18 protein-coding genes are annotated in these 19,801 nt (G+C 35.4%); 2 read left to right on the plus strand and 16 right to left on the minus strand.

All coding sequences use genetic code 11. The features are described from left to right. Positions 1 to 453: 453 nt before the first annotated feature. The 6 genes from hemL to hemA are packed head-to-tail and all read right to left on the minus strand — an operon-like array spanning position 454 to position 6,678. Positions 454 to 1,740, minus strand: coding sequence for a glutamate-1-semialdehyde 2,1-aminomutase (gene hemL, locus RVS70_RS19545; RefSeq protein ID WP_026681299.1), 1,287 nt, complete (start codon positions 1,738 to 1,740; stop codon positions 454 to 456). Positions 1,741 to 1,774: 34 nt separating this feature from the next. Next, complete coding sequence (hemB, locus tag RVS70_RS19550) at positions 1,775 to 2,755, minus strand: porphobilinogen synthase (protein ID WP_205388681.1); 981 nt, start codon at positions 2,753 to 2,755, stop codon at positions 1,775 to 1,777. A gap of 6 nt (positions 2,756 to 2,761) precedes the next feature. Continuing rightward, positions 2,762 to 3,523: a uroporphyrinogen-III synthase gene (locus RVS70_RS19555; RefSeq protein WP_121605441.1), complete on the minus strand. Its 762-nt coding sequence runs from the start codon at positions 3,521 to 3,523 to the stop codon at positions 2,762 to 2,764. Next, entirely contained in the window at positions 3,523 to 4,452 is a 930-nt protein-coding gene (gene hemC, locus RVS70_RS19560; protein ID WP_026681302.1) for a hydroxymethylbilane synthase, read from the minus strand. The genes RVS70_RS19555 and hemC overlap by 1 nt, the downstream gene beginning before the upstream one ends. Before the next feature lie 20 nt (positions 4,453 to 4,472). Continuing rightward, complete coding sequence (locus RVS70_RS19565; protein WP_026681303.1) at positions 4,473 to 5,291, minus strand: cytochrome c biogenesis protein; 819 nt, start codon at positions 5,289 to 5,291, stop codon at positions 4,473 to 4,475. Positions 5,292 to 5,307: 16 nt separating this feature from the next. Continuing rightward, on the minus strand, positions 5,308 to 6,678 hold the full coding sequence (gene hemA / locus RVS70_RS19570; RefSeq protein ID WP_026681304.1) for a glutamyl-tRNA reductase: 1,371 nt from the start codon (positions 6,676 to 6,678) through the stop codon (positions 5,308 to 5,310). A 251-nt stretch (positions 6,679 to 6,929) separates the two neighbouring features. Between hemA and RVS70_RS19575 the strand changes: the two genes are divergently transcribed. Beyond that, positions 6,930 to 7,412 carry a LiaI-LiaF-like domain-containing protein gene (locus RVS70_RS19575; RefSeq protein ID WP_026681305.1) on the plus strand — a complete coding sequence of 161 codons (483 nt, stop codon included), beginning with the start codon at positions 6,930 to 6,932 and terminating at the stop codon, positions 7,410 to 7,412. Between the two features lie 63 nt (positions 7,413 to 7,475). Here the strand turns inward: RVS70_RS19575 and RVS70_RS19580 are convergent, their stop codons facing one another. From RVS70_RS19580 to RVS70_RS19615, 8 genes are all read right to left on the minus strand, one after another. Next, a complete protein-coding gene (locus tag RVS70_RS19580) occupies positions 7,476 to 8,198 on the minus strand; it encodes an amino acid ABC transporter ATP-binding protein (protein ID WP_205389773.1) in 723 nt (240 codons plus the stop codon). 40 nt (positions 8,199 to 8,238) lie between these two features. After that, positions 8,239 to 8,901 (minus strand): amino acid ABC transporter permease, encoded by a 663-nt coding sequence (locus tag RVS70_RS19585; protein ID WP_026681307.1) that lies wholly within the window; start codon positions 8,899 to 8,901, stop codon positions 8,239 to 8,241. Between the two features lie 93 nt (positions 8,902 to 8,994). Next, positions 8,995 to 9,807, minus strand: a complete 813-nt coding sequence (locus RVS70_RS19590) for a transporter substrate-binding domain-containing protein (protein WP_205388682.1) — start codon at positions 9,805 to 9,807, stop codon at positions 8,995 to 8,997. 496 nt (positions 9,808 to 10,303) lie between these two features. Continuing rightward, a complete protein-coding gene (gene yihA / locus RVS70_RS19595) occupies positions 10,304 to 10,891 on the minus strand; it encodes a ribosome biogenesis GTP-binding protein YihA/YsxC (RefSeq protein ID WP_026681309.1) in 588 nt (195 codons plus the stop codon). Then, the gene (gene lon / locus RVS70_RS19600) at positions 10,872 to 13,208 is read right to left on the minus strand and encodes an endopeptidase La (RefSeq protein WP_026681310.1); all 2,337 of its coding nucleotides are present in this window, start codon (positions 13,206 to 13,208) and stop codon (positions 10,872 to 10,874) included. Before lon ends, yihA begins: the two co-directional genes overlap by 20 nt. 246 nt (positions 13,209 to 13,454) lie before the next feature. Beyond that, the gene (clpX, locus tag RVS70_RS19605; protein ID WP_026681311.1) at positions 13,455 to 14,735 is read right to left on the minus strand and encodes an ATP-dependent protease ATP-binding subunit ClpX; all 1,281 of its coding nucleotides are present in this window, start codon (positions 14,733 to 14,735) and stop codon (positions 13,455 to 13,457) included. A gap of 402 nt (positions 14,736 to 15,137) precedes the next feature. After that, the gene (gene tig / locus RVS70_RS19610) at positions 15,138 to 16,424 is read right to left on the minus strand and encodes a trigger factor (protein ID WP_205388683.1); all 1,287 of its coding nucleotides are present in this window, start codon (positions 16,422 to 16,424) and stop codon (positions 15,138 to 15,140) included. Positions 16,425 to 16,548: 124 nt separating this feature from the next. After that, a complete protein-coding gene (locus RVS70_RS19615; protein ID WP_026681313.1) occupies positions 16,549 to 17,529 on the minus strand; it encodes a tetratricopeptide repeat protein in 981 nt (326 codons plus the stop codon). Positions 17,530 to 18,095: 566 nt separating this feature from the next. Here RVS70_RS19615 and RVS70_RS19620 point away from each other — a divergent pair. Continuing rightward, a complete protein-coding gene (locus RVS70_RS19620) occupies positions 18,096 to 18,440 on the plus strand; it encodes a hypothetical protein (RefSeq protein ID WP_205388684.1) in 345 nt (114 codons plus the stop codon). 154 nt (positions 18,441 to 18,594) lie between these two features. Here the strand turns inward: RVS70_RS19620 and RVS70_RS19625 are convergent, their stop codons facing one another. Both RVS70_RS19625 and RVS70_RS19630 read right to left on the minus strand, forming a co-directional pair. Next, the gene (locus RVS70_RS19625) at positions 18,595 to 19,071 is read right to left on the minus strand and encodes a DinB family protein (protein WP_166530548.1); all 477 of its coding nucleotides are present in this window, start codon (positions 19,069 to 19,071) and stop codon (positions 18,595 to 18,597) included. Positions 19,072 to 19,181: 110 nt separating this feature from the next. Beyond that, positions 19,182 to 19,457 (minus strand): hypothetical protein, encoded by a 276-nt coding sequence (locus RVS70_RS19630; RefSeq protein WP_121605446.1) that lies wholly within the window; start codon positions 19,455 to 19,457, stop codon positions 19,182 to 19,184. Between the last annotated feature and the right edge of the window lie 344 nt (positions 19,458 to 19,801).

Raw genomic sequence — 19,801 nt, forward strand, 5'->3', positions numbered from 1 at the left:
ACCCATAAGAGAATACGGACTAAACTGGAAAAATATGTTTATATTTTCATTGCACCATACTACTTTTTTCTTAGCTTGACGGCTATGGGCCGTGCCCGCGGAAAGCGAAGTAATTAGTCGGAGCATTACCAATATACATCAAACATTTCAAAATAACTACTTGGCTTAACGCAGTCATTGCACTGATTTTATACTTTCTTAACTTAGAACAAAAGCAAAAGCACTCGATTAGAAATATAGCAACTGGAGCGAGTTAACTAAGATAAAGGAATCACGGTAAACTTACGAACCGACGATGACTTATCGTAAGGTGATTCATGAAGTCGCCTAGTTTCTGGGCGCTGGAGCTGGACGCGGCTCACGCCCATATTTATCCACATGGGTTAACTTTTAATTTCCTAGACAATTAAAAAAGCTAATCTCCGTCGTGCAGAGAATAGCTTTTTATGATTGTTATTTAATTTTGGAAAATACCGTATGAATCGCGTTAATTGTTTTCTCAATATCTTCATCCGTATGAGCGGTTGATAGGAATAGGCCTTCAAACTGTGATGGAGGCAAAAATATTCCTTCTTCAATCATCCCTTTATAATATTGAGAGAAATAATCTAGATTGGAAGTCTGTGCTGTTGCGAAATTAGTCACATCTTCATTGGTAAAGAATACCCCAACCATAGAACCAGCACGATTAATATGCAATGGAATATTATATTTAGTTGCAGCTTGGGTGAAGCCTTCCACTAATTGGTCAACCTTCTTATTAATCTCCACGTAGGTTTCATTGGTTAGTGCTTTTAGTGTTTCAATACCTGCAGTCATCGCTAATGGATTCCCTGATAACGTTCCAGCTTGATAGATAGTTCCTGTCGGAGCAACTTTTTCCATTATTTCTCTTTTCCCACCATATGCACCTACAGGAAGACCCCCACCAATTACTTTTCCAAGGCATGTCATATCAGGAGTAACTGCAAAATGTCCTTGTGCACAATGATAGTCAACGCGGAATCCTGTCATAACTTCATCAAATATTAGAACCGTACCATTATTTTCTGTAATCGTCCGTAGCTCTTGTAAAAAGTTATTACGTGGAGGTACAACACCCATATTTCCTGAAACCGGCTCAACAATTACAGCAGCAATATCGTCACCAAATTGTTCGAAGGCATAACGAGTACTTTCCAAATCATTATAAGGAACTGTTATGGTGTTTTGTGCAATTGACTTTGGAACTCCAGGACTATCCGGTAGTCCTAGTGTTGCTACACCTGAACCAGCCTTTATTAATAAAGAATCGCCATGTCCATGGTAATTCCCTTCAAACTTTAATATTTTATCTCTTCCCGTGTAGCCTCTCGCTACACGTAAAGCACTCATCGTGGCTTCTGTTCCTGAGTTTACCATTCTTACCATTTCAATAGATGGAACACGATCAATAACGAGTTGGGCTAGTTCATTTTCTACTAAGGTAGGAGCACCAAAGCTTGTTCCCTTTTCTGCCACCTGCTTTAATTTCTCTACGACACGATCATCTGCATGCCCCAAGATAAGTGGTCCCCAGCTTAATACATAATCAATATACTCGTTTCCATCAATATCTTTCATTTTAGAACCTTTGCCAGATTGCATAAAAATTGGTGACATCCCTACAGACTTAAATGCGCGGACAGGCGAATTTACACCTCCAGGCATTAAATCAACTGCTTCTTTGTATGCATCGCTAGACTTGGTAAAGCTTTTCACAAATAATCACCTCTGTTTTTTAACTGATAAAATGCTATTTATTTAACCATTTTGCAACATCTTTTGCAAAATAAGTAATAATCAAGTCGGCACCTGCTCGTTTCATAGAAAGTAACTTTTCCATCACAAGCTCTTCCTCATTAATCCATCCATTCATTGCTGCAGCTTTTACCATCGAATATTCTCCACTAACATTATAGGCAACAACTGGCACATCAAAGTTATTTTTAACATCTCTTACAATATCTAAGTAGGATAGTGCTGGCTTCACAATCAAAAAGTCTGCGCCTTCCTCTACATCGGATTGCGTCTCACGCATTGCTTCCAATCGATTTGCAGGATCCATTTGATACGTTTTTCTGTCGCCAAATTGCGGTGTGCTATCAGCTGCATCACGAAATGGGCCATAGAAGGCTGAAGAATATTTTACAGCATAGGACATAATCGGAATATTTTTATATCCGGCTTCATCCAACGCGCTACGAATGACTGTTACAAATCCATCCATCATGTTAGAAGGGGCGATTATGTCCGCACCCGCTTCTGCCTGTGATACAGCCGTTTTAGCTAACAATTCTAGTGATGCATCATTATCTACATCATGGTTATGAATCACACCACAATGACCATGGGATGTATATTCGCATAAGCAAGTATCAGCTAGCACTAACATCGAAGGAAGTGCCTTTTTAATTAAACGCGTAGCTTCTTGGACAATCCCTTGATCTGTAAATGCACCAGTGCCTTGCTCATCCTTATCCTTAGGTACACCAAACAACATTAATGCTTTTATCCCAAGTTGATCAATTTCTTTTACTTCTCCTAATAATAAATCCAACGATACTTGATAAACACCAGGCATAGATGGTACTTCATTTTTTATATTCTCACCTTCGATAACAAACAATGGATAAATGAGATCATTAGTGTGCAAATGTGTTTCTCTTACCAATGCCCGCATGGAATCCGAACTTCTTAGCCTGCGATGACGTGCAAACCCTTCTGTAGCTTTCATATTTATCTATCCTCTCTTTTGAATATCGTTTATCATACAAGTTATCATACCATCAATAGTAAATTCATTAGGTACTAATATAGATTGAAATCCCACTTGTTTTGCCCGTAGTTCAGTAGTTGTACCGATGCAGACACAGGGTATATGTGGTATGTGAGAAGTCATCTCTACAAATGCTTCAATAGTTGATGGACTTGTAAATGTAAGATAATCAAAGCTATGTTCTTCTAGAATGCTTGATAATTTATCTTTCATCACTTCATTGGAATAGGTTTCGTATACTACGAATGGTGTAAATAATAGATTTTCTGCTTCCAATCGTTTCGGCAAAATATCTCTGGAGCGATTACCTTGTATCAATAAAATTGGGCCAGGATCACTATATTTTTCCAAGAACTCGGTTGCCATCGTATCTGCATTATAGGCTGAAGGTATAAATTGGGCAGCATATCCAAATTGCTTAAGCTTTTCTTCCGTTTTCCGGCCAACCACTGCTATCTTTACTTGTTGCAAATGTATATCGACTTGATAACGATTGACAAGCTTAAAAAAGCAATCAACCCCATTTGAACTTGTAAAGAAGATCCAGGCAAATTTAGAGATAGACTGAAAAAATTCAAAATGATTCTCCCTATCTCTACAAGCAATGCGTAATAATGGAGCTGAAACAGGTTTACCACCTAAAGCCTTTATTTTCTCAGCAAATGATAGCGCCTTAGTTTGTTCTCGAGTGACGAGAATCTTCCTTCCTGATAATGGCAAGGACATTATTTGTCTAGCTCCTCTTTTACTTTTTCAATAATTTCCTTTGCACCTTGATTCATCAGTCTCTCAGCAGCTTCTTTCCCAACTAATTCTGGATCTGTTCCACGAACAACTTCCTTCAAAATCGTTTTCCCATCAGGTGTACCTACAAGCGCGGTCAAGATTATATCATCGCCTTCTAAATATGCGTAGCCACCAATAGGAACTTGACAGCCTCCTTCAAGAAGATGTAAGAAAGTTCTTTCTGCTGTCACTGTACGCGTTGTAGATGCATCATTAATTTTAGAAAGTAATGCACGAAGTTCTTGATCATCTTCACGACATTCGATAGCTAAAGCGCCCTGTCCAACTGCAGGAACGCAGACATCTGGCTCTAAATATTCTGTAATTAGTTCTTCACTCAAACCGACACGTTTGAGCCCGGAAACAGCTAAAACAATCGCATCATAATCTTCTTCCTTTAATTTTCGAATCCGCGTCTCTATATTTCCTCTGATCCACTTAATACTAACATCTGGACGTGCAGCTAATATTTGTGCCGCTCTACGTAGACTACTAGTACCAACAATCGCCCCTTTCCTTAAATCATGAAGCATAACATTCCCTTCCGAAATAAAGGCATCACGATGATCCTCACGCTCTGGAATGGTTGTAATCACAAGACCATCTGGCATTTTAGCTGGCATATCTTTCATACTATGTACAGCTAAATCGATTTCTTTATTATACATAGCTTGTTCAATTTCCTTAACAAAGAGTCCTTTTCCCCCTACCTTTGATAAGGTAACGTCTAAGATGCGATCACCTTTTGTTACAATTTTTTTTACTTCAAACTCATTTTCAACTCCAGCTTGTTTTAATCTGTTAATCACCCAATTCGTTTGCGTTAATGCTAGATTACTTTTTCTTGACCCAACAACAATTTTACGCACTGTAACTTCCTCCTTAACGACTAAAAGTGAAAATTTGATAAGGTGCTAAATAAAAAGAAATTAATTAATAAAATAAGAAACGCTGCGGTATTATACATTGCTGTCACCTTACCTTTATACCCTTTTAGTAATCTTAAAATCAAGTAAATGATATATATAGCGAGTACAAAGAAAGATCCGATCGTTTTCAAATCAAACCAGTAGAATTCTGCGTTTGACACATATGCCCATACCACACCTAAAATAATAGCAATTAGTAATAATGGAACACCAATTGTTACTGCTTTAAATGAATAATCATCAAGTCTATTTAAATCCCCAAATCTCCACATCCATTTAAAGCCTTTTTTCCGCTTCAGAAGCTGATATTGAATGATATACATTAACGATAATAGAAATGAAAATGTAAAGAAACCATAGGAAATGATGGCAACCGTGATATGAGCAACTAATATCTCATGAACAAGCTGGATACCATGTGTTTCTAAATTTGCCTGTGCATCCAATAGTAAATATAATAATAAGATAAAAAAACTGAAGACATTTGTAAAAAAGACGATAAAATGAATAGGAAATAATTTGTTCGCAATTAACGAAATCGTAACTAAGACCCATGCATAAAAAAACAAACTATCATTTAACGTAATGATTGGAAAGTTATGTTCGATTAGTACTTCGTACAATAAAAAAACGGTTTGTATAACCCAAACCACACTAAGCAACCAGAAGGCAGCTCGATTGACCTTCCGGTTGTCCTGAATAAAATCGATAAAATATCCAATCAAGCTCAAACCATAGATAATCAGTATGAATTCATAAAGCCATTTTAGTTCAATCATACGTGAAATCCTTTCATTATAAAGTTGTTATCTTATCCAACAACGGAAAGGATACCTCTTTCTTCTTGATTGCTGTAACCGAATCATTTTTTTTTGCCTGCTTTGCATATTCAGCTTGTACCTCATCTTCAATTCCAAAAATATCAATGAATAACTGCAGTGTGTCATCAGCATTATGACCAGCAGCTAATTCCTTTACTTGCGTAACAGGTTCTTTCAGAAGTTGATTAACAATGCTTTTAGTATGCTTGTTAATAACTTTCTTTTCTCTTTCTGTCAAATCAGGAATTTTACGTTCAATGCTTTTTACCGTTTCCGCTTGGATGGAAAGTGCTTTTTGCCTTAAAGCCGATATTACTGGAACTACACCAAGTGTTTTAAGCCATTCTTTAAATGATACAATCTCAGCTTCAAACATTAACTCAATTTGTTCGGCAGCATTTTTTCTAGCTTCTAAGTTTTCATCCACGATATGCTGCAAATCATCAATATCATATAGGAAAATATTATCCATCTGACTAATAGCAGGATCTACGTCTCTTGGTACAGCAATATCAACTAAAAACAGTGGGCTACCCTTACGTTCTTTTTGTACAGGTTCAACCATGTCTTTCGTCAGAATTACGGAATCTGAACCTGTTGAAGTAATTACAATATCCGCACTTTTTAATACATGTGGTAAGTAATCCATTGATTCAGATTGTGCAGAAAATTTTGTTGCAAGTACTTCTGCCTTTTCCTTTGTTCGATTAACAACTGTAATTTGCGTTGCGCCAGAGCCTTGGAGGTTTTTGGCAGCAAGTTCCCCCATTTTCCCTGCTCCTAAAATGACTACATGTTTATGTTGTAAGCTGCCGAAGATTTTTTTTGCTAACTCTACTGCAGCATAACTAACAGAAACTGCGTGTTCGCCTATAGACGTTTCCTTTTGTACTCGCTTACCAAATGTAATAGCCTGCTTGAACAATTCATTAAAAATGGTACCTGTTGTTTCCATTTTTTGAGCAGTTAAAAACGCTTGTTTTACTTGTCCCAAAATTTGTGTCTCACCTAAGACCATGGAATCTAGCCCTGTGATTACACGAAATAAATGCTCCATCGCACCATCATCTTCTGTTATTCGTAAAAAGGGTGCGAACTCGTTCTTATCTACTTGAAACCAGTCCGCTAAAAATTGCTTAATATAATAGCGGCCTGTGTGAAGTTGATCAACTACAGCATAAATCTCGGTACGATTGCATGTGGAAACAATCACATTTTCCAGAATGCTCTTTTGTTTCTTCAACGTAACCATAGCATCATGAAGATCTTCTTCTGAAAATGCAAGCTTCTCCCTTATTTCTACAGGGGCTGTTCTGTAATTAAACCCAACTTTTAAAATATGCACACTATCTACCCCCAAAAATCCTAGCTAATCCATACGTACTTTAAATAGAAAGTTTTACTTAATAATTAGTATAAACTAAAACCTTTGCTAATTTCCATTATAACATGATTATTTATTTACAATTTCTTTAAATGTGAACATAATCTGAAACAATATGGTAGAGTAATTATAGGATTATTAACACGAATGTACTTTATCATAATGGCATAAAAGAAGCAAGAATCTGAAATGCAGCTACATGAGGTGAAAGCTTGAAAAAACAACAAACTTTAACTGCTTATTTACTAATTGGTATCGGTGTGTTTTTTCTATTACAACAATTAAACATCCCCATACTATCTAATTTTTATTCATGGCAAACAATAATCATTCTAATTGGGCTTGTATTACTTATCCATAGCTATGTTACAAAAAGTTATCAAAATTTATTTACTGGTACAGTAATCTTAGGATTAGGTATACATTTTTATGGGATTGCTTATTATTCCTTTTGGATAGATCATTGGGCCATGTATCTCCTTATCGTGGGTATAGCATTTATCATCCGCTATTTACATACGAAAGAGGGAATCATTCCTGGTTTATTACTTATTGTTTTTGCTATTATTATGCTTTTTTCTATTCAACTGCCGGTTTGGTTTAATTGGATCTATATCGTTGTAGAATATTTAGAACGATTTTGGCCAGTTATTCTTATTGTCTTAGGCTTGTATCTATTGAAAAGGAAAAAGTAAGTCTAGCCTAAAAAAAAGACATCTGCATTAGTTTAAGCAAATGTCTTTTTTTCATACGTTGTTTTATAATACAGAGCTCAGAAAGGCCTGTGTCCTTTTTTCTTTTGGATTATCAAATAATTCATTTGGGCTGCCAACCTCAATAATTTTACCTTCATGCATATAGACAGCCCAATCAGCAACCTCACGGGCAAATCCCATTTCATGTGTTACAACAACCATAGTCATCCCCTCTTCTGCCAATTCCTTCATTGTTGCTAAAACTTCTCCCACCAATTCAGGATCTAGTGCGGAAGTTGGTTCATCAAACAGCATGACATCCGGTTTCATTGCTAATGCTCTAGCAATTGCCACACGTTGTTTTTGACCACCAGATAAAGTGGAAGGATACACATCATACTTGTCTCCTAAACCAACTTTCTCTAATAAATATTTCCCTTCTTCTATTGCCTCCTGTTTCGTTTGTTTTTTAACCTGGATGGGAGCCTCGATAACATTCTGCAACACCGTCATATGTGGAAATAAATTAAAGTGTTGAAACACCATACCTACTTTTTGTCGTATTTTGTTTAGATCATGGGTATCCTTTTCAATTTGTTCTCCCTCAATGATTATTTGTCCACTGTTTTTTATTTCTAAAAAGTTCAAGCAACGAAGTAGCGTGCTTTTACCAGAACCACTAGCACCAACTAGAACGACAACATCACTTTCCTTTACCGTTAAATTTATATTCTTTAAAACATGTAAGTTGCCAAATGATTTATTTAACTTATTAACTTTAATCATTTCTTGGTTGTTCAATGTATCCATTTCTTTCCTCCTCTAATTAATCACTACGTGCGAGCTTTTTCTCAGTTAGATTCACCACATAGGTTAGAATGAGTACAATCAAGAGATAGTAGATTGCTACAGTTAAATAATATGGTAGATAATCAAAGCTATTCGATCCCATCGTACTTGCTACTCCAAATAAATCCTGCATTCCAATAAAAGAGACTAAGGAAGAATCCTTAATACCTATGATAAATTGATTTCCCAAAGAGGGAACTGCTCTGCGAAAAGCTTGCGGGAGAATAATTCTTCGCATCGTTAATCCTCTGCTCATCCCCAGTGAGCGACCAGCTTCACGTTGTCCTTTATCAATTGACTGGATAGCACCTCGGATAATTTCAGCAATATAAGCACCACTATGAAAGGCTAAACCGGCTGCTCCTGCCCAAAACATTGGTATAAGTAATATATCAGTAAGACCATAAAAAAGAATAAAAATTTGCACAATAAGTGGAGTACCTCTTACTATCCAAATATAAGCATCCGCTATCCATTGCAGTATTTTTATATTTGAAATCTTCAATATTGCAAAAAACAAACCAATGATAAAGGCTATTAATAAAGAAACAACAGATAGCTTAATCGTTATCCATAGTCCATCTAAAAATACATCTATGCTCCCTGTAAAAATCTCAAAAAAGTGTGTGATTGCTGACAAATCATATTTCCCTCCCTTAAAGATGGAAGTGTGCGCAACTTTTTGCGCACACTTGTAACCTTCTGTATCCTATTCTATTATTCAACAAACAGCTTAATCCACAGTTTCTGGTTTTTGTGTAATGTCACCACCAACCCATTTTTCAGAAAGCTCTTGAAGCTCTCCATTTTCCTTCATTTCCTGTAATGCCTCATTAACCGCCTTTAATAACGCATTATTGTCTTTTCCAATAGCAATCGCTTGTTCGCTTACTCCAAGCTGACCTCTATTTTCTATTTTTAACCCATTATCAATCGCAGTTATTCCCGTGACATCGTCCGTTATGACAGCATCATGATGCCCTTTTGCCAAAGATTGTAAGGCTACTACATCACTATCAACCTGTGGAATGTTATCTGTATATTCCGTTGCCATTTCGATATATGTCGTTCCTCGCGCAACAGAAACCTCTTTGCCTTCAAGATCCTCAGGTGCTTGAATTTCACTGTCTGGCCTAGTATAAATTACTGGACCTGAATAATAATAAGGTTGGGAGAAATTAACCTGCTTTAAACGTTCCTCTGTTATCGTATGACTGGCAACCGCTATGTCGTACCTTCCTTCTGTAACTCCTGTAACGATCCCAGAGAATTTTGCACGCTGTGGATTGGGTTCTAATCCTAATTTATTAGCAATTGCCTTACCAACAGCAATATCATAGCCTACCATCTTCGTCCCCTCCATGTAACTGAAAGGTTTAAATTCTCCAGAAGCAGCAAATGTAAGCTTTCCATCCTCTACAAGCCAGAAGGCATTTTTTTCACTTTCTGAATCACCCTCTGATGAAGTTGAACCTTCATCTGACCCACAAGCAGCAAGAAACAACATTAATAAAAAGACAAATATTGTAATATTCAGTTTTTTCAACAGGTAAACACCCTTTCTAATTCTTAGTGAATTGCTCAGAAGAGATCGCATTTTTCTTAATTGCGCACCAATAAGTAAAATTATAACAATGTTAATGATTAATCACCAATTGGCTATAGGCGAGTCTCATATCTTTAAAGAACAAATGAATATTCTATCAGGTTATAACTCTATTTCTCTTACACATACCCATAAATACTAAGTTATACTCCTGAATTCTAAAAATTTAATATTATTTCATTTATTGTTTATAATAAAGATATTTTAAACTTCCTTTCCTGTAGGAAGTTTAGTAGGACATCCCTTTTGCAAAAATGAAAGTGAAGAAGCTCGTTTTATTATTCGGAATCGAGGTCCTATAGACCTTGTTCGAGCTTTCGTTTCCCTCTTACTATAACTTCTAAATAGAAATAGTGGGCAAAATCATCCGTTCGATGACTTTACCCACTTATCTTCGTATGTTTATCTGAATTTCTTTTGTCTTACCTGCATTTATCTATTGACCGATATGATTCCTAATAATTGACCATGCCTGATCCTTTCCCTCTCCAGTTTCGGCTGAGAAAGGTAATAAAACATCATCTGATTCCATTTGTAGTACAGACTTTGTCCGTTTGATATGTTTGGCACGTTTACTTTTAGGTACTTTATCCAATTTGGTTGCAATTACAATGACTGGTAACTCATAATGTTTAAGATAATCATACATTTGAATATCATCTTTTGTAGGTTCATGACGGACATCCGTAATAAGAAGGACTGCTTTTAATGATGAGCGCTTTTCGAAATACTCCTCCATCATTTTACCCCATTTTTCTCGTTCTTTTTTTGATACTTTTGCATAACCATAACCAGGAACATCTACAAAATAGAAACCATTATTTATCTTATAGAAATTAAGTGTTTGTGTTTTACCTGGTTTAGAAGAAGTTCGAGCTAAATTTTTTCTGTTAATTAATTTATTAATGAAGGACGATTTTCCAACATTAGATCGCCCCGCCAAGGCAATTTCTGGGAGGTGATCATTTGGGTATTGTTTTTCACTTACAGCACTAATTACTATTTCAGCGTTTATTACTTTCATTCTTCTCCCCCACTAACGCGTGTTCTAATACTTGATCTAAATGACGAACAGGTATAAACCTTAAATCATTCCGAACACTTTCAGGAATGGATTCAATATCTTTCTCATTTTCCTCTGGAATGATTATCGTTGTTATACCTGCACGATGAGCACTTAAAGACTTTTCTTTAAGCCCACCAATCGGTAATACTCGTCCTCTTAATGTAATTTCTCCAGTCATTCCAACTTCCTTCTTTACCGCTCGTCCAGTTAACGCAGAAACTAACGCAGTTGCCATCGTTATACCTGCGGATGGACCATCCTTAGGGGTTGCGCCTTCAGGAACATGTATATGAATATCACTATTTTCATGAAAGGAAGGATCTATATTTAATTCCTTGGATCGAGACCGTATATAACTAAATGCTGCTTGAGCGGATTCTTGCATAACATCACCGAGTTTTCCAGTAAGTGTCAATTTCCCTTTACCAGGATAATGAGATACCTCAATTGATAACGTGTCTCCCCCAGCTGCAGTATATGCAAGACCTGTTGCAGTCCCAATCTGATTCTCTTGCTCGATTAACCCGTAACGGTACAATGGTTTTCCTAATAGTGTTTCAATACTATTATTAGTAACAATTACACGTTTCTTCTCTTCGGAAATAATAATTTTAGCTGCCTTTCTACAAAGGGTAGCCAATTGTCTTTCTAAATTACGTACTCCTGCCTCTCTAGTGTATGTACGTATTAATTTTAAAAGTGCATCATCGCGGATTTGTAAATTACTTTTCTTCAACCCATTTTCTTTTAACTGCTTCGGCAATAGATGCTGCTTCGCTATATATTGCTTTTCGACTTCTGTATATCCGGCAATAGAAATTAATTCCATTCGATCTAATAATGGCTCAGGAATATTATTTACATAATTTGCTGTTGCTACAAATAGTACATTGGAAAGGTCATAAGTCTCTTCAATAAAATGATCACTGAAATTGCTATTTTGCTCTGGATCAAGCACTTCTAACATTGCAGATGAAGGATCACCACGGAAATCATTTGACATTTTGTCTATTTCATCTAATAAAAAAACAGGATTTACCGTTTTTGCCTTCTTCATTCCTTGAATAATCCTACCGGGCATGGCACCAATATAAGTGCGTCTATGTCCTCTTATTTCAGCCTCATCCCTAACTCCTCCAAGGGAAATTCGAACGAAATTTCGGTTTATTGATCTAGCAATGGATTTTGCTAATGAGGTTTTCCCAACCCCAGGTGGTCCAACTAAACACAATATAGGTCCTTTTATTGAATTGGTTAATTTTTGTACAGCTAAATATTCTAGTATTCGTTCCTTTACCTTATCAAGACCATAATGGTCTCTATCTAATATTTCCTCTGCATATTCAATTTCGATCGTATCCTGTGTTTTTTCTGTCCAAGGTAATGATAATAACCATTCTAGATAGTTGCGGATTACAGAACTTTCAGCAGAACTTTGTGGTACTTTTTCATACCGGTCTAATTCTTTCCATGCAACATCCCTAATATTATCTGGCATATCTGATTGATCAATTTTTTCTTTTAACTGACTTACCTCACCTGACTTACCATCTTTTTCACCTAATTCTTTTTGAATAGCTTTTAGCTGCTCACGTAAATAAAATTCTTTCTGTGTTTTTTCCATAGATGTTTTTACACGTTGTCCGATTTTCTTTTCTAAATCAAGGACCTTCTTTTCATTTGAAATTATTCGAACTAACTGCTTTAATCTATCCTTTACATTTGTTGTTTCTAATAGCTCTTGCTTTTCTTTTATTTTCAAGGATAAATGCGAGGTAATCATATCCGCTAATCTCCCAGGTTCTTCAATATCGGAAACGATGTCGAAGGTTTCATGAGTGAGTTTTCTAGATACTTTAATGTATTGCTCAAATTGGTTTAACAGTGAGCGCATGAGGGCCTCTTCCTCATGATAGTCAGTTTGAATATCTTCTAACTTTTTGATTTCGACCACGAACTCTTCGTTTTGTTCCACATAACGGACTATTTCTCCACGATAAAGTCCTTCGACTAATACACGTATTGTTCCATTTGGAAGCTTTATCATCTGTTTAACCGTAGCTAGCGTACCTGTAGAATAAATATCTTTTGGCTCTGGCTCTTCCAGCCTGTCTTTTTTCTGTGCAGCGAGAAAGATTTCCTGATCATCCATCATTGCTTTCTCTAATGCTGCAATTGATTTAGCACGACCCACATCAAGATGTATTACCATAGATGGAAATACTAAAAGTCCGCGTAAAGGAAGGAGGGGAAGCTGCATGTTTTCTTTTGTCATGATATGTACCTCCAAAACTATGTAATCAATATTTCACATTTTTTCATATGTGCTTAAAGTTTATATAAAAGTCTTAAATTTGTAAATCAATATATCGAATTTGTTTTAGTTGTTATTCTTATGATTCGCTTGCTCAAGATAAATATACAATTCAGTCATGAAAAGAGACTGACTTGGTTACATGAAAACGTGTAATAAAGTCAGTCTCCTTAACATCAGTATTCAACTTAGATTTAATGGTAGGTGTTATGCACTTTCTCGAGGATGCTTCTTATTACCTTCTGTAACCGTACCATCCCTATACACTAATTTAGGGCTTCCATTTTCATCTTGAACAGTTTGTTCAGTTATAATACATTTTTCAATATCTTCTCTTGATGGAAGATCAAACATCACATCGAGCATGATACCTTCAATGATAGAACGCAAGCCTCTGGCTCCTGTCTTTCTTTCGATTGCCTTTGCCGCAATTTCTTTTAATGCGTTTTCTTCAAATTCCAATTCAACATCGTCCATTTGGAATAGCTTCTCATATTGCTTTACGAGAGCATTTTTCGGCTTTGTCAATATTTCCACAAGCGCTTCTTCATCAAGCGGTGTTAAGCTTCCGATCACAGGAATTCTTCCAATGAATTCAGGAATTAATCCATATCGAAGTAAATCTTCTGGAAGAACTTTAGCAAGTAACTGTCCCATTTCAAGCTCCTGTTGTCTTTCGTTGGCACCAAAACCAATAACCTTTTCTCCTAATCGACGTTTCACTACTTGGTCGATACCATCAAACGCTCCACCTACAATAAATAATATATTGGTTGTGTCAATTTGGATAAATTCTTGGTGGGGGTGCTTTCTCCCTCCTTGTGGAGGTACACTCGCTACTGTCCCTTCCAGAATTTTTAATAGTGCTTGTTGAACACCTTCTCCAGAAACATCACGTGTAATTGATGGGTTTTCTGATTTTCGAGCAACTTTATCAATCTCATCAATATAAATGATACCTTTTTCGGCTTTCTCCACATCATAATCTGCTGCCTGAATTAGTTTAAGTAAAATGTTTTCCACATCTTCACCTACATAACCAGCTTCCGTTAAGGATGTAGCATCGGCCATTGCAAAAGGGACATTAATGATACGAGCTAATGTTTGTGCTAAAAGTGTTTTACCGCTTCCTGTTGGCCCAATCATCGCAATGTTACTTTTTGACAGTTCCACATCGTCTACTGTGCTTTTCGGTGTATTAATTCGCTTGTAGTGATTATAAACAGCCACAGATAAATTTTTCTTGGCTTTATCTTGACCAATTACATAATCATCTAATATTTCACAAATTTCTCTTGGCTTCGGGATTTCTTTAAGTTCTGTTTCTTCTTCCGTGCCCAATTCCTCTTCAACAATTTCAGTACAAAGCTCTATGCACTCATCACATATATAAACGCCCGGTCCAGCAACTAATTTACGAACTTGATCCTGGCTTTTACCGCAGAATGAACATTTCAATTGTCCTTTTTCTTCATTAAATTTAAACATCATTTTCACCCCTAAAAGTTTAAATCTACTCCTAAGCTTTTCTTCGTTAGGTTTCAACTTTATAGTCATCATATCAGATCAAAATTAAAATACAAAACAATAAACCTTTTTAAAAGGTTTTTGCTACCCATGTCATCCATTTTCTTCAATGATCTGACATAACCATCAATCATTTAATCATAAAGCTACATATTACCAAGCATCCCATATTTACTTGGAATTTTCAATTTAAAAGTCAGTACATACTATTTATACTATATGTTAGTTCTCTAAATAAAGTCGCTTAATTTATAATTCACCCAAATTCTTTGAGAGTAAATAATGGAAAACAAGGTGCGAACACATCGCACCTTGTTTTAGTATTTGCCTTATCCTACAGTATATAAACCTATCCAATCAAGATTAAACTGTTTTGCTTTGTTCTACAAGGAAATCAATCGCTTTTCTCATTTTCAAGTCACCCTCGATTGCATCCGTATTACCGCCAAGCATTTGCTTAAGTTGTTCTACTTCAGCACCATACATGGATGCCATTTTTTCAAGTTCTTCATTTACATCTTCTTCTGAAACTTCAAGATTTTCCTCATTCACAATAGCTTCTAGGGTAAGATTTGTTTTCACACGTTTCTCTGCGTCTTCTCTCATTTGTTCCTTCAGTGCAGCTTCATCTTGACCAGAGAATTGAGAATACATTTCTAGAGTCATACCCTGCATTTGCAGACGTTGTTCAAACTCTTTAACCATTTGGTCAAGCTCCGTATCAACCATTGCTTCTGGAATATCCATTGCTGCATTCTCACTAGCTTTTTCAATTAATGTTTCGCGTTTTTTGTTTTCTGCATCTTGTTTCTTTTGTTCTAAAAGCTGCTCTTTTTTCTTACTCTTCAATTCTTCTAGTGTTTCAACTTCATCATCTAAATCTTTAGCAAACTCATCATCAAGTTCAGGTAATTCTTTATATTTTACTTCATGAATTTTCACGTTAAAGGTTGCTTCTTTACCAGCAAGCTCTTCGGCATGATAATCTTCTGGGAACGTTACGGTAGCCTCTGTTTCGTCACCTGTTTCCTTTCCAATTAATTGCTCCTCAAATCCAGGAATAAATTGACCAGAGCCGATCTCTAAGGAATGACTTTCACCTTTTCCACCTTCAAAAGCTTCTCCATCAACAAAGCCTTCGAAATCAATAACAGCTGTATCGCCATCTTCAATTTTTCCTTCTTCTTTTATTACTAATTCTGCATGGTGTTGACGCTGATGCTCTAAATCATGATCAACATCTTCATCTGTAACCTCTACAGATTCTTCTTCCACTTCTAACCCTTTATAATCGCCAAGTTTCACTTCAGGCTTAACTGTTACTTTAGCAGTAAATACAAGTGGTTGACCTTTTTCAATAGTTTCAATGTCTACATCTGGTTGAGCTACTGGCTCAATGCCTGTTTCTTCAACTGCTTTCATATAAGCATCAGGAAGTACAATATCAACAGCATCTTGATATAATGATTCTACACCAAATCTTTTTTCAAAGAGTCCACGTGGAATTTTACCCTTACGGAATCCAGGAATTTGCACATCTTTGGACACTTTCTTAAAAGCTTTATCCAATGCTTTGTCAAATTCTTCAACACTTACTTCTATCGTAAGTACTCCTTCATTTCCTTCTTGTTTTTCCCATTTCGCTGACATAAAAATTCCCTCCAAAATCTATTGTGTCCTTCATTTTACACGTTCATTACTAGATAATGATCTAAAAATACAACCATCTTATTATAACATAATTGCATGTCCTTTCAAGCATTTAAAGTGATTCTTATTCCTCAATAATACTTGCATAAAGTGTTTCACACAGCTCAATTTCTTCTATATAATATTTTACTTTCTCATTGTCATCCTTAGAAGTCATTGTATGTATATTTAAATAGTCAGAACCTACCTGCTTTAATGCTTTTGCAATATATTCAGCATCTTCTTCTGGAGGAACTGACGGATATCTAACGTACATATAATGGTGTATTAATTTATAAAGCAATTCAAACATAGAAGGATTCGTTTGTTCAAGCTCACTTATAATAAGTAGAATTTGCTTCGTTACAGGAAGGCTATGTATTTTTCCAATATCACTTGGTTTAACCGTCATTTGTTTATCCCATTTATGTATCTCAACAGCATCCATATCATTTACTTCCTGTAACCACATGAAAATAGCTGACTTGATTACAGGATGGATATCCTTATTTAATAATAAACTGCGGATTCTTTTTGTCGGTTGTGTTTTCAGCTTACGTAAATCCTCAATGAGCTGCCACTGCCTTTTATAATCATCTGAGGAAATGGCTTGCGTTAGATCATCCAAATAAGCTGACGCGTGTTCTACATTTATATCCGCCTTCATTTTACTACTCATATCATATAGCTGTTGAAATTGTTCCTGCATGATAGGTGGAACTGCATTTGTAGCGAATTCAAAATCCACTTGTTCCATAAGTAGATCATACTGATTTGTTTGGAATAGAATGGTTAAGTAAATATGTAAATAATGATAATAATGTGCATCTTTTCGTTTTAACAATTCTTCACATATATCTTGTGCCTCTTGATGGCGACCAAGCTCCATCAAGCAAATAAGTTTACCACTTATGATTTCATAGCTATCTACTTGATAGCTTAATAATTTATCTAATTTCGATAGTGCTTCTGCATATTTCTTCTCTTTGAGAGCCGTTAAGCTTTCCTCTTCCAAAATTGTTCTCCATTTTGGAAAAAGAATGACGTTCTCAGGTAGCTGCTGCATCATCTTCCTCCTTTCTGCAGTTTTAGTATTTATATATAAGATACTAGATATACATTCCCTAAGCAAAGTAATTTAAAACCAAATTTATAAGCAAAGTAATTTCTTTATCAAAATTTATATATATTAAAATAAATCTATAAATATAAATTTATTAAGACGAAAAATTCCAATTTCATTGATCTCTTATTCTTTACCTTCGATTTAAATGAGAGGTACTGTTCGGTACTTACGAAAAAACTACTATGTCATCTCAATCCTAATTCCCTCTACGATGTGTTCCATTCATATTAACAACAGACTTTCAAGTTTACAATATAATTTTTTAAATTTTATATTGTATTTTATTGTTGTCATGTATTGTATGATAATTATATCGGATAATTACCTCTCAGTTTAAACGATACAATTTAGGCAGCTATTCTTTTCATACTGATTTTTTGCGATTCTAATTCTAGTATTTGCTTCAATGAGGCTCAATACATAACTCATTTAAAATAGATAATTTAACTTAAAATCTTGGCATCGATTTACTATTTAAAATCACAGGAATAGAAGGAGTATATAGGTTGAAAAAATTTGTAATCATAACAGCATTCTTTCTCTTCTTCTTATTACTTGTACATAATTACTATTCTAAACCCGGATATTTTGGTTTAATACATCTAGATAAGAAGGAAGATAAACAAGGACAATATATGGTCACATTTCATAAAGTTGGAGATACGGAAAAGGTAACATTAGACTTAAGTGACTCTAAGATATTAATTAGAAATGAAGAGGTTATACCAATCGCTGAAAGCTGGAAGGATATTAAGGAAGACAATACGTATCATGTAAGCATGGAACAAAATAGGTTTCCATATAATAAAATTTTCGATACTCATACAATTGAAGTTTTCTATATGGATTGAGTAATGTAAGGTAATTCTGTCCTCATCAAACTTAGAAATAAGTATAAGAACACTAAACCGTTATTTACTATAAAAAAAGTAAAGCACCAAGCCTTAAGACTGGATGCTCTATCCATATCATTAATCCTTATACGCATATATTTAAAGAGCATTTTTATATGTAATAGTCTTTTTTCATTTTTCTCAAGTAAGCTATTTGCCCTATATGGTAAGCATTATGTGTAGCAGCGTTACTAATTAATCCCCACCACTCAGCTTCGACGGGAAAGCCTGTTACACCCATATGTAAACTATCTTCTGTAATTATGTCCTGCCAACGTAAAAGTACTTCCAATAACCGACCTTTAAGCAGCTTAAAACTATCATCCCTTTTTACAGAAAAACTTTTTGAATTATTGTCCAAGGACGTTACGGCATTAAAATTACGCTGTTCATATCTCTGTTGCCATACTTCATTCCAATAAATAAGGTGTTGCACAATCTCTGCTATACTATGACTTTGATCATCTGGCTTCCAAAATGCATCCTCTTCAGATAGATTCTCAACGGACTCCTCAAAAGAAACATACCAGCTTCGATCATTTGCATTTGCTAACAACTGATCTAAGAGAACTGTACTTGCTTGAACCATGTAAACACCATCCCTAACTATAAATATGAAAACCTAACCATTTAAGCTCTTTAATCATATTTACTTTCATTATAAATAGCATACACTCACTACAATAAGTATAATAGTCATTATTCCACTTGCTTCTTAAAAGTACCTACCAGAAGGAGAATGAGCCCTAATAGGAAAAATAACGGAAATAAGTACCATATAATCAATGCCGCCCAACCATTTTCAACAATCCTTGCATATGTCAATCCGATCGCAAAGGATAAAAATGGAGCCAGCACTGTCATAACCATGATTCCGAAGTAGATATATTTTCTTTTTATTGACTTACCTTTGCTAAGTAAATAAGTGGTAACCAAACTTAAAAGTGAAAGTAAATAGCCGAAGCCGATTGCCATAATGAAGCAAACTCTCTTGACTAAATTCAATCGATTGAAAAACTCATTCGGTCGATTAAATCATGTGAATTTTCCGAATATAAAATAAGCAGTATTATAAAATATTATCACGTTTTTATTACTTACGTTACATTATACTGTATTTTCACTCAACATCAAATACTTTTTACATAGAACACCAATAACATATAATGATTCAGCTATTTCAAAACTTAATCCTCCCTCTATATACTTTAATTATCTTCAAAATACTCTTGTTTTCTTAGAATTAATCAAGCACCATTTCATTGAATGTATTGATGGATAAAGCGTTTAATCAGAGTACAGAATATTCTAACCGGGTT

Origin of the sequence: Virgibacillus sp. M23, from assembly GCF_034190895.1 — a bacterium.
Classification (GTDB): domain Bacteria; phylum Bacillota; class Bacilli; order Bacillales; family Amphibacillaceae; genus Virgibacillus; species Virgibacillus salarius.

Excerpts from the sequence above, each read along its gene's own strand:
- hemB (WP_205388681.1), bottom strand. The coding sequence starts at position 2,755 with ATGAAAGCTACAGAAGGGTTTGCACGTCATCGCAGGCTAAGAAGTTCG.
- RVS70_RS19555 (WP_121605441.1), bottom strand. The coding sequence starts at position 3,523 with ATGTCCTTGCCATTATCAGGAAGGAAGATTCTCGTCACTCGAGAACAA.
- RVS70_RS19565 (WP_026681303.1), bottom strand. The coding sequence starts at position 5,291 with ATGATTGAACTAAAATGGCTTTATGAATTCATACTGATTATCTATGGT.
- RVS70_RS19580 (WP_205389773.1), bottom strand. The coding sequence starts at position 8,198 with ATGATTAAAGTTAATAAGTTAAATAAATCATTTGGCAACTTACATGTT.
- yihA (WP_026681309.1), bottom strand. The coding sequence starts at position 10,891 with ATGAAAGTAATAAACGCTGAAATAGTAATTAGTGCTGTAAGTGAAAAA.
- lon (WP_026681310.1), bottom strand. The coding sequence starts at position 13,208 with ATGACAAAAGAAAACATGCAGCTTCCCCTCCTTCCTTTACGCGGACTT.
- clpX (WP_026681311.1), bottom strand. The coding sequence starts at position 14,735 with ATGTTTAAATTTAATGAAGAAAAAGGACAATTGAAATGTTCATTCTGC.
- tig (WP_205388683.1), bottom strand. The coding sequence starts at position 16,424 with ATGTCAGCGAAATGGGAAAAACAAGAAGGAAATGAAGGAGTACTTACG.
- RVS70_RS19615 (WP_026681313.1), bottom strand. The coding sequence starts at position 17,529 with ATGCAGCAGCTACCTGAGAACGTCATTCTTTTTCCAAAATGGAGAACA.
- RVS70_RS19625 (WP_166530548.1), bottom strand. The coding sequence starts at position 19,071 with ATGGTTCAAGCAAGTACAGTTCTCTTAGATCAGTTGTTAGCAAATGCA.
- RVS70_RS19630 (WP_121605446.1), bottom strand. The coding sequence starts at position 19,457 with ATGGCAATCGGCTTCGGCTATTTACTTTCACTTTTAAGTTTGGTTACC.